Source organism: Pontibacter sp. MBLB2868 (assembly GCF_051904785.1).
Lineage (GTDB): Bacteria > Bacteroidota > Bacteroidia > Cytophagales > Hymenobacteraceae > Pontibacter.
Map to the genome: position 1 here is coordinate 1046853 of NZ_CP196710.1, position 13819 is coordinate 1060671.

Below are 13819 nucleotides of genomic sequence, written 5' to 3' on the forward strand. Positions count from 1 at the left end.
CTGTTTATCTTTTAATTCAGGAACATACCTGTGTTCTGTGGTTTCCGGTGATTAGTGGCAGTTGCCTGGCAATGCGCTGAACAATAGCCTTTGTCAATCCTGCCGCAGGGGATTTGCCGCACTGCGGGCACTGTTGTTCCAGCCTGATGGGGAATCCGTGTTTTGAAACGCATAGATACGTTTGTAAACGTTGCTATGCGCTTCATGAAACGGCAACCTCTTTTTCTTTTGGGAAGCGGAACGCCCTCTGTACCAGCAAGCCAGTCCCGCCCCATTTATCTACCTCAACGCTTTAGAACATGGGAGCAAAACCTTCCTCCGCATCTGGTACAAACCTAACCCCTTCATCCGTAAACGATTATAGGAAGCTGATTGGGCAAAGGGCAGCAAAACCGCAGAGATCTACACATGTGAAGACGCATGCGCTGGATAAAATTGTGAGCCAGCTTGACAATGTATAGAAAAGCACTATATTAGCTAAAGAATATGCAATGGGAGCAAGCTTTAGAGTATACCTTATGGAATGCACCTGATAGTACAGGTGAATCTTCCTCCGCACATAGTGCAGATAAGCCGAATAGACTTCCGTTTTTACACTAGTTAGCAGCAATCAAAGTATAAGATGAATTTGAAATCAATTTTTTTACTAGGAGCATTACTATTCTTCTGTAGTTTAGCTAATGCTCAACAAAAGGAGAAGATAAACCCTATCGATAAACAGCTTAAAGCTTGTCTCGACACAAAGGAAAACCAGACAACAGCAGGAATGTGTGACTGCACGTATGAAGCGCTGGATAAATGGGATAAACAATTAAATGTGGTTTATAAAGCGCTATCATCAAAATTAAACACAACAGCTAAGACGAAATTAGTAGAGGCACAACGCCAATGGGTTAAGTTTAAGGAAAAAGAAGTAGAACTGATTGACGCAACCTATGGTAGTGCTGACGGAACAATGTGGCGTATTGTTAGAGCAAGCAAGGTTCTACAATTAACCAAAGAACGAGCAGTAGAGTTAGAGTCCTTGCTGGAAACACTAGAAAGCTTCTAGGTCTTGAAGTTGACAGTACAAGTTTAAAAATGATCTTCTGCTAACACGATACAGACTTTATACTCGGCGGTGCCTCGTCCACAGCCTGTACCAGCACCGTTGGCAAGAATAAGGAAACAACAGTAAATAAATTATAAAACTGAGAGTCAAGGATCAAATCAAGATAAATATGCCTAAAATAATAAAATCAAACCTTTTTGGTCTACTCAGCATCCTCAGCCTTTTTTTCTTGTTATCATGTAAACAGTCTGTTAGTAAGGTAACAGATACGACTGCTATAGAAGCAGGTACAACAAATATAGTGGCAGGTACAGCTACATTAACAGGCAGCATAACAAGCCCAAACGATACGAGTAAGGATAGTATTTATGTAAACGTTTATGTTCCCCATCCAATTTCGGGAGAGACTGTTTCATATAAAACGCTCGTTGATGAGTCAGGGAAGTTCTCTCTTGATGTTGAAGTTGAAACAGCTGTTTCTCTGATTGCCTTAAACACATGCTTAAATCCATACAAGACCCTGTATGTTAAATTGACAAGTGGTGGTGTTACTAATCTCGACATTGCTTATAATTCGGATTTTGAAACCGAAAATGTTGACGTTACGCCTGCTAATATGACTCAATATGATATGATAGGAGGCGTAGATGCCTATTTAAAAATGGCTGCACATAGATCGGAGAAAGCTCGGGAACACTTGTATGACAAAAGCACGGACTATTTTCTGAATTATGCCAAGACGGTTATATCAGAAAGACTTGAGATTTTAAATAAGGATACATTACTGTCAAAGGAATTGAAAGAAGTGCTGTCTAAAGATTTTCGTCTAAATATGTATATAAATCATGTCTTTGAATACGAGAAAGAGATGATTAGGAATTATGGAAACACAACTGGCGATAGAAGCAATAAGCCTGAAATACAAAAGATTGACAGATCTTATTATAGTTTCTTGAAAAATCTACATCTAAATGACCCACAATATCTGCATACTTCTGAGTTTTTAAATTTTCAAAAAGAGATTCTCCAGAATGAAGTAATAGGTCTCCCTGAGATAGCAGAAAGCGATATTCCCTCCTGGTTAGTAAGTGTGAAAGCTATTTTATCGGATTTAGTCGGATTCGACAATGGCCCATACTACGATATTTTAGCAGCCAATGCTTATGCAAGGCAGTTAAATGAAGCAGTAAGACCGCTGACCGAAAAGCAAAAAGAGTATATAGCAGCTTATTGGAAAGACGGAGAAATTGCAAAGATACTACTTCGGAAAAACCAGCAGGTTGTAGAACTAGACAAATTCAAATCAACAGCTGTTGCCATTGACATTTCATCCGTTGCGGGCGATAAGGTAATCGAAACAATTGTCGCAAGACACAAGAACAAGGTTGTTTTCATAGACCTTTGGGCAACATGGTGTGGTCCCTGCCTTAAAGCCATGAATGAATTCAGAAGTACAAAGGGTGAATTTCATGATAAGGATGTTGCATTTGTGTATTTAACAGATACGTCCTCACCTCGGGAGCGATGGGAAGAAAAAATTAAGGGAATAGGTAGTGAGCATTATTACCTGACAGACGCTCAGTGGAAATACATTATGGACCATTATGAGTTCGAAGGTGTTCCGTCATATGTACTATTTGATAAACAAGGTGTACTCATCAGTAAATTTACGGCCTTCCCTGGAAATGTCGAAGTTAAAAAGATGATAAACGGCCTGCTGTAAATCGACCAATTTGCACAATATATTCGCCACCTTACTTATACAAATAAAATTACTCTTGCCAATACAATGTTTACTAAATCCTTTCTTCGCTTCGGGTTAAGCATACACACGATCCGTTGGCTGTAACCTTGTAAAACTCACCTTTTGACAATCTAAATACTGTTTGATAGAAAAAGCATGAAAACGCTAAAAATCACTGTCATTTTAATACTGACAACAGTTCTAATTTCTGTTGGATATGTTTACGCATTGACATTCCAACCTGAAGGACGTTTGGATTGGGGGCAGGCTTTGTTTTTAAAATTGATAGGTGACAATAATGAACAGGTAAAGTCACTTAAAAAAATGACAGTTCAGGAACGTAGCCATTTCATAGATGCACTGCCTTTCGATATCACAGGTTTAACTATTGATACCCTTAGAATTACACAGGATAGCCTTACTGTATATGTTTTCAAACCACAACATTTACCTAAAAACAGCCCAGTGGTTGTTTATTTTCATGGTGGAGCATTTATTTTGCCTTGGACAAATCAGTCGGTAACTTATGCCGCACGCTTGGCTCATACCTTCAATGCCATTGTGGTTGGTGTTGATTACAGGGTATCCCCGGAACACCCCTTTCCCACACCGAATAATGATTGCTACGCATCACTGCTTTGGACAATCCAAAACATAGAAAAGTGGGAAGGCAATCCCAATCAAATCATTGTGGCTGGAGAAAGTGCAGGGGCGACGTTCGCAACAACAGTAGCAATCAAGGCCATGGAAGAAAATTTGACAAACATCAAATATCAACTTTTAGATTGCCCAGTTACCTATATGCCTTTCAAAACGGACTCTTATAAAAAGTTTAAGAGAGGGTATTTTTTAGAAGAGACTGAAATGCTTTACGGTGTAGAAAGTTATTTGCCTAATGAGGCTGACCGCACTAATTCGTTAGCGATGCCATACTATGCAGACAATTTGTCGAACCTGCCGCCCGCCTTTGTGATAACCAGCGAATTTGACCCTTTGAGGGACACTGGACGGGACTACGCTAAGAGATTAACAGCGGCAAAAGTTGCAACTATATATAAAGAGGTGAAAGGGATGCTGCATTGCATACCAGGTCCGCTTAATGAAAAAGATAGAATTGCCTTATATAAGCAAGCTGCAAAAGAATTCTCTGGTGCTATGCAAATTGAAATATAAATAACAGTCGAATAGGAAAGGCAGCAGCCAACAAAACCCTATTGTGCATAAACGCAACATAGCCAAGCTGTTAAAGTAGTATTTATCTATCCTAAATTAGAATTTACAGATACTAAAGTATGAACAGGAAGCATCTAATCCTTCAGCTATGTAAGGAGGCGTATGCTCTATCAGAGCAATGTTATTTAGAGCACTTAGCAGCTAAAGGCAGCGATGGTTGGCTGGATAAACGCAAGTATCTTTTAACTGATATTTCTCTCCACATAGTTCAAGCAGCGCTTCAAAATGAGAGGCTGATGTTGAATTGATTCGCAGATATTTATTCTCTCTACTAACTATCTGTGATGAATTTATTCCGGAAGCCAACTTAGCATCAACAGCAAATAAATTAGTAGAGTCCGCAGATTCTGTAACTTCAAAAGAAATCATCTTGAAAACTGAATCAGAAGAAGAAAAAATAACAAAGAAATACAAACGCTAACCACACCCATAAGCCAGCTATGCCGCCTGATGGCCAAGCCCGTTGGTAGTCATATAACTACCAGGGTTCAGAATAGGATGCAATGATATAAACCAGCTCATCAGAATTTTGAAGGAATAAGAGCCGTAAATAATTATGTACTTCAGTTAATTTTTGTTTAAAAATGATTTCAGATAAAAATTTAGCTAGAATAGCTGGGTTGTTTTACTTAATAGTAATTGCGACGGGTTTGTTTTCAGAGGTATTTGTCAGACAAGCTTTGAGGGTATCTGGCAATGCATTAGCTACTGCCCAAAATATACAAGCACACGAAATGTTATTTCGCTGGGGATTTGTAGCCGACCTGATAAATTTTGTTGTAGGCTTACCAAGTGTATTGATCCTATACTATTTATTTAAACGAGTAAACAAATTTTTACTACAACTTGCGCTGTTGTTTGTTGTCATTCAGACAGCAGTTATTGCTGTAAATTTATTAAATCAAATTACGCCCTTATTGCTATTGGGTAATGAAGCTTATTTAAATACGTTACCACCCAACCAACTGGCCACCCTCTCTTTATTATCTCTGAATGTACAAGCTCAAGGATATGCTATAGGCTTAGTATTCTTCGGATTTTACTGTGTAATAGTTGGTTATGTAATTTTCAAATCTCAGATGCTTCCAAAGTTACTCGGAGTGCTTTACATTATTTCAGGGTTAGGGTATCTGATCAATAGCTTCACTATGTTTCTGTCAACAGGATTTGCTAATCCTGTTTTTAATTATGTCGCTATCCCCATTTTCATTGGAGAATTATCCTTATGCTTGTGGTTATTGATCATGGGAGTTAGCAATTCAAAGAGTATTAACCAGAAGGAAAGCTCTAACCAACAAAGTATTGCCGAAAACGGCAGTTTGTCTAAAAACCTCTGCCCGTTTCTTGGTTAAAGATAGTGATTTGTAGATATATTGCACTAGAGGAAGGGATTTTTATACGTTGGCTGTAGCCCCGCCAGCAGGCCCCAAACATGGCTTTTAGGGTCCACAACACGCTTAAAGAGGCGGCATAGTAAGCCAGCAGCCGCTCCAAGCCGACGATATTAAAGATGCGGCGCAGGTTGTAGGCCATCAGCATCAGGCCCACGTCAGCCGAGGCGCGTTCCATTCCCTGCTTGGTGAGCACGTAGCTGTAGCCCCACTGCCGCTTGAGCGTGCCGAAGGGGTGCTCCACGATAGCCTGCCGGCGCTTGTAAAGATCAGGCTGTGCGGCGATGTTCCGCCGGTTTTGCTCAAAGACCGGCGTGTAGGTGTTGCGCTCGATGAGCTTGCCGTTCCTGGCTGTCGTGCAGTGGTGACGCACCGCGCACGTCTTGCAGGCCTTGGTGCGGTACTGGTGGAAGCTGGTCGGGTGAGCGCGGCTCAGGTGCTTGGTGTAGACGTGGCCGTTGGTGGTGAGCGCGTGGCCCTCGGGGCAGGTGTAGGTATCGCTTGTGTGGTCATAGGCGAAGTGCTCTACGTTATAGGCTGGGTCCGGCGCGTTGGATGCGGGCGCAGGCACGGCCACCAGTGCCGTGATGCCCAGCCCCTGGGCGGTCTCCAGCTCCGAGCCAGCATAGTAGCCCTTGTCAAAGAGGGCCGTGAAAGAGTGGTTGCGCACGATGCTCTTGGCCCGCCGAAGCATGTTGCCCATCGCCAGGCGATCGTTGTGGTTGGTCACCCGGTAGTCGAGCAAAAGGCAATGCCGGGCGTCTACCGTGGCCTGCACGTTGTAGGCCACTTCGGTGATGGTGTTTCTAATAATCAGCTGCCGGCTCTCGGCATCGGAAGTGGAGACCTGGTCCTCACCCGAGTCCTCCAGGTAGCGCAAAAGTCTCAGGTAGTGCTCGCGCCGCAGCGCGTGGCGGGCCATGGCGTCCAAAAGCGGCTCCACCTGGTTTGTCTGCGCCAGCGCCTGCTGTAAGTCCGAAAGCCTCTCTTCGATGTAAGTGAGGTGGCGGGCAATCTTGCCCCGGTTGTAGTTGTTCTTCTTGGAGTTCTGTGCCCGCAGCTTGGTGCTATCGCCGGCCAACAGCTCGCCGCCGATCAGGTCAAAGTGCTGCGCCATTTTCACGGTGGCCCGGAAGACACGGGTGATGGCCTTTGAGTTGTTCTTGCGGAAATTGGCGATGGTGTTGTGGTCAGGAGCCAGCTGGCCCAAGAGCCACATCACCTCCAGGTTGCGGCCGCACTCCCGCTCCAGGCAGCGTGAGGAGCGGATGCGGTTCAGGTATCCGTAGACCAGCAGCTTGAGGAGTATGGACGGGTGGTAAGCAGGTCGCCCGTTCTCGGGGAAGTCGGTGCGGAAGCCCAGCTTCTCCAAAGGCAGGGAATCGACGAAGGCGTCGATGAAGCGGACCTCGTTGTCCGGGGAGATCAGCTCCTGCAGGCTGGCCCCGCCACCGGGAGGCTCGTCCCGGCTATAGGCTTGCTTGAATTTCATAGCGCAAGTGGATAAGTGTCTTATCACTTAGCCACTTAGCTTGATAAAAGTTGCAGAAAGTAAGATGTTATTAGACAGTCTGACGCAGTGGGTAATAAACTCTAGGACTAGCGGCGGTAGTTCGCTATCTGGAATTGTATTGAGCGGTTGTGGCTTTAACTTCCCGCACCCGGGAATACCCATCACGTTGTGGCAATTAGAACACCACACAAAATACTGATGATATATGATTAAAAAGAACAGTGTATTTATCGCAACGAGTATAGACGGATACATTGCTGATAAAGATGGAGGACTTGATTGGTTACATTCTATCCCAAATCCTGAAAATAATGATATGGGATATGTAGAATTTAACGATCAGATCGATGCTCTTATCATGGGGCGTATTACTTTCGAAACAGTGCTTGGGTTTGATGTAGATTGGCCATATAACAAACCCGTATTCGTATTGAGCAATAAGTTAAAAGAAATACCGAAAAGTCATAAGGAGAAAGTCTTTTTAGTTAATGGAAAGATAACCGACATTTTAGCCCAAATTCACGAAAAAGGGTTTTATAGGCTTTATATTGATGGAGGAGCTACGATTCGGAGTTTTTTGAAAGAGGATTTGATAGATGAAATGATTCTGTCTGTAATTCCGGTTTTGTTAGGTGGTGGTTCACCTTTGTTTACAGAACTTCCAAAGGAACTGAAATTTGAACTGATCGGAACAAAAACATATTTGAACCAAATTGTACAGAACCATTATAAGCGGAAAAAATAATATACAAATTTCAGCAGTGGCTAAATGTCTTTCGGATTTACTGAAAAAGAAAGGTTTATTTATCTCATGAAGTCAGTAAGTTAAAACAAAATCTCCACCTCCTTTGCCCGTTACGTTGCGATTTACGCTTTGTACATTGTACATTGTACATTGTACATTGTACAAGAATCTTGAGGATTACCTGATAGCGCCGGAGTATAAACGCACTGAAGCCTAGTAAACCGTGACGACTTAGATTAATACCTCGGTCAAAAGATACTAGGCTTGTAAAACTGAAATTATTATAAAAGCACCCGTAGCTTATGCATTTTTTAGAGGTATCCGGTATCGGAATAAATGGAAAGAATAATCCGGTATTACATGATATCACCTTTACCCAACAAGCGTTTCAGAACATTGCCATTGCAGGTGAGACAGGCTCTGGTAAAAGCACTTTACTGAAAGTAATTGCCGGACTAGCGCAGCCAGATGCCGGCCATGTTTTTTTTGAGGGAGAGCAGGTAATAGGTCCGGAAGAGAAACTAGTAGCTGGCCAGGAGGGAATTGCCTACCTGTCGCAGCATTTTGAATTGCCACACTCACTGCGGGTAGAGCAAGTACTGCGCTACGCAAACACCCTGACTACAGAAGAGGCTGTGATGTTGTATGAGGTGTGCCAGATCACACATTTACTAAACCGCAAAACCAGCGAGCTGTCAGGTGGGGAAAGGCAACGAATTGCGCTGGCCAGGCTGCTGTCTACGTCGCCCAGGCTGCTGCTGCTCGATGAACCTTATTCTAACTTGGATATGGTGCATAAAGGCACCCTTAAATCGGTCATAAAGGACATTGGGGATGAACTTGACATATCCTGCATCCTGATCTCTCATGATCCGCACGATACCCTCTCGTGGGCAGATTATATCCTTGTTTTGAAAGAGGGCAGGGTAGTGCAGCAGGGGCTGCCGGAAGATATTTACAGGCTACCAGAGAATGAATATGTAGCTGGTCTGTTTGGTAAGTATAACCTGATAACGACCACTGCTTTGGCTGGTGCTGAAGGGGGAGAGGGGAACGAAGGCGACCTGATCGTTCGTCCGGAGGACCTGAAACTTGTTGCTCATGCCGGTGGTGCAATGCCTGGCATTATTCAGGATATCGTTTATTTCGGTAGTTTTTACGAGTTGGTAATAAGAGTTGCGGATAGTTCTGTAACTGTGCGTATTGAGAAAAATAACTATAAAGCAGGAGATGAAGTTTTCATTTCATTATCCGAAAACCTAAAAAAAACTGCCTTCAGAGTTTGACAAATATACTTTTCTATGTATGTTTGCACTCCCAATCACACGGTAACGTGGCCGAGTGGCTAGGCTCAGCTCTGCAAAAGCTGCTACAGCGGTTCGAATCCGCTCGTTACCTCTTATTTCTAAACCCCAACAGCTTTGCCTGTTGGGGTTTTTTGTTTTCCTCAGGTGCTTTATTTCGCTTTTACACCAATCTTTTAGTGCAAATTACCGTAATCAACTTAACTAAAAGTATAACTATTTACCTTCTAATAACCTGATTCTACTAACAACCATCATCCGTAGCAAAGAAACGTTCTTCTCTTGTGCTGGCATATTTAAACACGATGCAAAGAATCATATTCTTTCTGTAACATGCCAGGGTAGGGCTTAGAAAGCTTAAGCAACAAAAAGTAGAGAAATTTAGAATTGCACCAGCAGAATTACTTACAAATGAAAATTACAGATTTGCGTGTCATGCGCGGACCTAATTACTGGTCGATAAAGCACCCCAAAATTATTGTAATCAAACTTACGCTGGATGATTTCAGCCAGAAACTAACAAACGAAATACCCCATTTCCTGCAACGCCTGAAAAAGACCTTTCCGGGCATGAAAAGCCACCGCTCCACAGAGGGAGTAGAAGGCGGTTTCTTTAAAACCGTGGAGGAAGGCACTACGCTAGGGCATGTGGTGCAGCACGTAGCCCTGGAACTACAAACAATGGCAGGGATGGAGTGTGGCTACGGCCGTTGCTATCCGGCCCGGGAAGAGGGGCAATTGTATGTGGTGTTCTCGTACCAGGAGGAGCGAGCCGGCGAGCATGCCGCATACACTGCCGTACGAATGACGGAGGCGCTGGCCAGGGGCGAAAAAGTACGATTGTTTGATGATATCAGCCGCCTGCACCAGATCCGGGAAGACGAATACTTTGGCCCAAGCACCTATTCCATCATATCTGAAGCTGTCAGCCGTGGCATACCTTATATACGCCTCAACCGGCACTCCCTGATCCAACTGGGTTATGGCGTGTATCAAAGGCGCATCCAGGCCACTATGACCTGTAAAACGGCCTGTTTTGCCGTTGAAATAGCCGGTGATAAAAAGGCAACGAAAGACATGCTTGACGAGGCTGGTATTCCGGTTCCGAGAGGAACAACTGTATCATCGCAGGAGGATTTGAAAAAGGCTATCAACTGGCTGGGTTTTCCGCTGGTGATCAAACCACTGGATGGCAACCACGGGAAAGGGGCTACCATCAACATCATGAACCTGAAAGATGCTCAAAAGGGCTTTACAGAAGCTAAAAGGTTTTCGGAAGGCGTAATTGTGGAGCAATACATTCAGGGATTCGATTTCAGATTGCTGGTTATTAACGGAAAGTTTGTGGCAGCAGCAAAACGTACCCCGGCCATGGTGAAAGGCGATGGTAGTGCTACCGTTAAGCAGCTGATAGACAAAGAGAACAGAGATCCAAGGCGGGGTATAGGGCACGAGAAAGTGCTTACGAAAATTAAGATCGATAAACACACCCGAAACATTCTGAAAGCCCAGAACCTAACGTCTAAGTCGGTGCTGCCGGCTGGCGAAGTGCTGTACCTGAAGAGCACGGCCAATATTAGTACGGGTGGTACGGCAACTGACGTGACTGACCTCGTGGACCCTTACAATATTCTGATGGCAGAGCGTATTGCCGGCCTGATCGGGTTGGATATCTGTGGGATTGATGTGATGACCACCGACATCGCCATCCCATTGAATGAGGCCCGCGGTGCCGTGCTGGAAGTGAATGCAGCACCTGGTTTCAGAATGCACATTTCACCTACCTTTGGCCTTGCCCGCAACGTGGCCGAACCTGTTATAGACATGCTCTTTCCGCACGGTAAGTCATCACGTATCCCGATCATCGCTGTTACTGGTACCAATGGCAAAACGACCACCACACGACTCATCGCACACATGGTGAAGGCAAAAGGCTACCAGGTAGGGTATACGACCACCGACGGCATTTACATTCAGGACAAACTGTTGGAGAAAGGTGATACCACAGGCTCCTACAGTGCAGAATTTGTTTTAAAAGACCCGACAGTGAATTTTGCTGTGCTGGAATGTGCCCGGGGAGGGCTTTTGCGCTCCGGACTAGGGTTTCAGCAGTGTGACATTGGTATCGTTACTAACGTGAGCTCAGATCACCTGGGGCTGCGCGACATCCATACCCTGGATGAACTGGCGCAGGTAAAAGCTGTAATTCCGAAAAGTGTGAGTAAGGATGGTTATGCTATTCTGAACGCTGACGATGACCTGGTGTTTGCCATGGCAGATGAGGTTGATTGTAAGGTGGCTTTTTTCAGCATGGATGAGTCCAATCCGCGCATCCTGAAGCATATTGCGAAGGGCGGACTGGCAGCTGTTTTTGAGAATGGCTATATTTCGATCTTCAAAAACAGCTATAAGATCCGGATTGACCGTGTTGCGGATGTGCCACTTACATTTGGGGGCAAAGCCAAGTTTAATATACAGAATATTCTGGCCGCTGTACTGGCAGGTTATATTTCTCATTTTGAGATAGAAGATATTAAAACTGCCCTGCGCACCTTTATACCATCACCGGCTAAAACACCAGGGCGTATGAACCTGTTCAAGTTCCCTCATTTTGATGTACTGATCGATTATGCGCATAATGTTGGAGGACTAATGGCTATCGGTGAGTTTATGAATGAGCTGGATGCAACCAAGAAGATCGGCATTATTGCCGGTGTGGGAGACCGGCGCTCTGAAGACTTCTATGAAATAGGCCGTGTGGCAGGGGAGATATTTGATGAGGTGATTGTGCGCCTGGATGCGGACCTGCGCGGCAAGACAGCCGAGGAGATTGTCGGGCCGATTATGCAGGGCATTGAAGATGTGGCGCCAGATAAACCGGTAAAATTAATACCAGAGGAGATGCGCGCCATTGCCTATGCCCTGGAGCATGGCGAGCATGGTTCGTTTATTGCCATCTTTACCGAGGATGTACAGGAATCTGTTAAAATGGTGGAAAGTTTTAAAGTTATACAGGACCGAAAGATACTGGTAGAATAAAAATAACGTTACCAGATTATAATACATGTGAACGATGGACTAAAGCCCCTTCCTTAGGACTGGGGCTTTTTTTATGCCCCATGCACACCCATAAAAAAAGCCCCTGCAAGTGCAGGGGCTTCTGTAGTTAGGTTTAATCAAGGCTATTTAAGCACAAAATTGGTTTTACCGATCAAAAAGCCATCTGTGTATAGCTCAATAGTATGCTGGCCTTTTTTATATCCGGCATTTTTATCGTACAGGAAGCTTAGTTGCTGCTGTGTGTTATCAAAAACGAAATCGCGTTTGGCAGTGTAGTACATGTCCTCGCCATCGATCTGGAAAGTGCCTGAACCCATAGAAAGGTTGTAAAGGGCAGCTCCGTCTGGCTCGATCAGGCGCATGTAAACTGTTTTAGGTTCTTTGGCAGCTACATCATTCTTGGCGAGCTTAAAAACAACCCGGATCTTATCTACGCGCTTGGCACGGTACTCATTGTCGTCATCGTCTTTTTCCTTACCACGCTGGTTGATGATATGCACGTTGATATTCTGCGCTTCCAGCTTAGATGCTACCTTTACTTTCTCGCTTAAGCCCATGTTAGTTGTTTTCATGGTGCTCAGGCTATCAGCCAGACGTGTTCTGGTCGTCTTCAGGTCTGTGTTTTCGGTTACGAGCACTTCATTGTCCTCTTTTAGCCTGGCGATTTCGGTATCTTTTTCCTTCAGCTGCTTCTCAAAAGCGGAAGCTCTGTCACGGAAGCGGCGCTGGTCAGCCAGGCTATAGCTGCTCTTTCTGAAGCCACGAAGCTGTTGCAGGTCTGAACTAATCGCAGATATCTTTGCTTCCAGCGAATCATTCTCCAGGCCCATAGCCTGTAACTCCTGGCTCTGGCGTTCAAAATCCGCTTTCAGGTCCTCGTATACTTTGATCTGGTTTTCAAGCTCGCTGTTTTTAACACGGATAACTTCAGCCTGCTCTTCGGTCTTTTCTTTTTTCTGGTAGTTCATGTAGATCAGGATGCCGTTTATACTTAGCAGGACTACAAGAAGGCCCCCGATCAACAGTTTGCGGTTGCTTCTATTTTCAGGAGTGTTCACTGACATAAGGATTGAGTTTAGTTATCGTTGTTTTTATGTTTACTTGCCTTTGCGTAGTATTTGGTATTTTAGGAACTGCTATAGCGAAGACAAGTATCAAATATAAAAAAATAACACTATATACGTACTAGTATGACACAGGATTCAGCTGCCTATTGGCAGAATCGTTATGAAAAGAACCAAACAGGTTGGGATACAGGTACTATAACGCCGCCTTTGGAAGAATATTTTAAGCAGCTTTCAGATAAGGACATTCGCATCCTGATCCCTGGAAGTGGCAATGCCTATGAAGCAGAATATCTTCATGCGCATGGTTTTACTAATGTTTTTGTAGTAGATGTGGCAAAGGCCCCCCTTGAAAATTTTGCCCGGCGCGTACCTGATTTCCCCAAAGAGCATCTCCTGTTAGCCGATTTCTTTATATTGAGCGGCAAGTATGATCTGATTGTGGAGCAGACCTTTTTCTGCGCCATAGATCCTGCTCTACGCCAGGCGTATGCCCGTAAATGTGCGGAACTGTTAAAGCCCGGAGGAAAGCTGATGGGTTTGTTATTTAATACTGTTTTTGAAAACCCGGGTCCTCCTTTTGGCGGTAGTCGGGAAGAATACAGCGTATACTTTGAACCTTACTTCAACTTCCTGCACTTTGAAACAGCCTATAACTCTCTTCCGGCCAGGCAGGGGAGAGAGCTTTTTATTGAGTTAACTCTTTAAATTCTA

At 44.3% G+C, this 13819-nt stretch carries 11 protein-coding genes and 1 tRNA gene; 9 read left to right on the forward strand and 3 right to left on the reverse strand.

Annotated elements, in window-relative coordinates; translation table 11 throughout:
- Window positions 1-11: 11 nt before the first annotated feature.
- Window positions 12-275 (reverse strand): hypothetical protein, encoded by a 264-nt coding sequence (locus ACSX1A_RS04650; protein ID WP_439882453.1) that lies wholly within the window; start codon window positions 273-275, stop codon window positions 12-14.
- Between the two features lie 347 nt (window positions 276-622).
- Between ACSX1A_RS04650 and ACSX1A_RS04655 the strand changes: the two genes are divergently transcribed.
- From ACSX1A_RS04655 to ACSX1A_RS04670, 4 genes are all read left to right on the forward strand, one after another.
- The gene (locus tag ACSX1A_RS04655; protein ID WP_439882454.1) at window positions 623-1051 is read left to right on the forward strand and encodes a lysozyme inhibitor LprI family protein; all 429 of its coding nucleotides are present in this window, start codon (window positions 623-625) and stop codon (window positions 1049-1051) included.
- Between the two features lie 169 nt (window positions 1052-1220).
- Entirely contained in the window at window positions 1221-2774 is a 1554-nt protein-coding gene (locus ACSX1A_RS04660) for a TlpA family protein disulfide reductase (protein WP_439882455.1), read from the forward strand.
- Window positions 2775-2951: 177 nt separating this feature from the next.
- Window positions 2952-3968 carry an alpha/beta hydrolase gene (locus tag ACSX1A_RS04665; RefSeq protein WP_439882456.1) on the forward strand — a complete coding sequence of 339 codons (1017 nt, stop codon included), beginning with the start codon at window positions 2952-2954 and terminating at the stop codon, window positions 3966-3968.
- Window positions 3969-4612: 644 nt separating this feature from the next.
- Window positions 4613-5380, forward strand: a complete 768-nt coding sequence (locus ACSX1A_RS04670; RefSeq protein WP_439882457.1) for a DUF4386 domain-containing protein — start codon at window positions 4613-4615, stop codon at window positions 5378-5380.
- On the opposite strand, the gene ACSX1A_RS04675 is transcribed toward ACSX1A_RS04670, so the two are convergent.
- Window positions 5352-6911 (reverse strand): IS1182 family transposase, encoded by a 1560-nt coding sequence (locus tag ACSX1A_RS04675; protein WP_439882458.1) that lies wholly within the window; start codon window positions 6909-6911, stop codon window positions 5352-5354. The genes ACSX1A_RS04670 and ACSX1A_RS04675 overlap by 29 nt on opposite strands.
- 226 nt (window positions 6912-7137) lie before the next feature.
- Between ACSX1A_RS04675 and ACSX1A_RS04680 the strand changes: the two genes are divergently transcribed.
- From ACSX1A_RS04680 to cphA, 4 genes are all read left to right on the forward strand, one after another.
- Window positions 7138-7677 carry a dihydrofolate reductase family protein gene (locus ACSX1A_RS04680; protein ID WP_439882459.1) on the forward strand — a complete coding sequence of 180 codons (540 nt, stop codon included), beginning with the start codon at window positions 7138-7140 and terminating at the stop codon, window positions 7675-7677.
- Window positions 7678-7979: 302 nt separating this feature from the next.
- On the forward strand, window positions 7980-8963 hold the full coding sequence (locus tag ACSX1A_RS04685) for an ABC transporter ATP-binding protein (RefSeq protein WP_439882460.1): 984 nt from the start codon (window positions 7980-7982) through the stop codon (window positions 8961-8963).
- A 41-nt stretch (window positions 8964-9004) separates the two neighbouring features.
- Window positions 9005-9075 (forward strand) — tRNA-Cys (locus ACSX1A_RS04690).
- A 317-nt stretch (window positions 9076-9392) separates the two neighbouring features.
- Entirely contained in the window at window positions 9393-12020 is a 2628-nt protein-coding gene (cphA, locus tag ACSX1A_RS04695) for a cyanophycin synthetase (protein ID WP_439882461.1), read from the forward strand.
- A gap of 143 nt (window positions 12021-12163) precedes the next feature.
- Here cphA and ACSX1A_RS04700 read toward each other — a convergent pair whose 3' ends face one another.
- Complete coding sequence (locus ACSX1A_RS04700) at window positions 12164-13105, reverse strand: hypothetical protein (RefSeq protein ID WP_439882462.1); 942 nt, start codon at window positions 13103-13105, stop codon at window positions 12164-12166.
- Window positions 13106-13231: 126 nt separating this feature from the next.
- On the opposite strand from ACSX1A_RS04700, the gene ACSX1A_RS04705 reads away from it, so the two are divergent.
- Window positions 13232-13813: a methyltransferase gene (locus tag ACSX1A_RS04705; protein WP_439882463.1), complete on the forward strand. Its 582-nt coding sequence runs from the start codon at window positions 13232-13234 to the stop codon at window positions 13811-13813.
- Window positions 13814-13819: the final 6 nt, after the last annotated feature.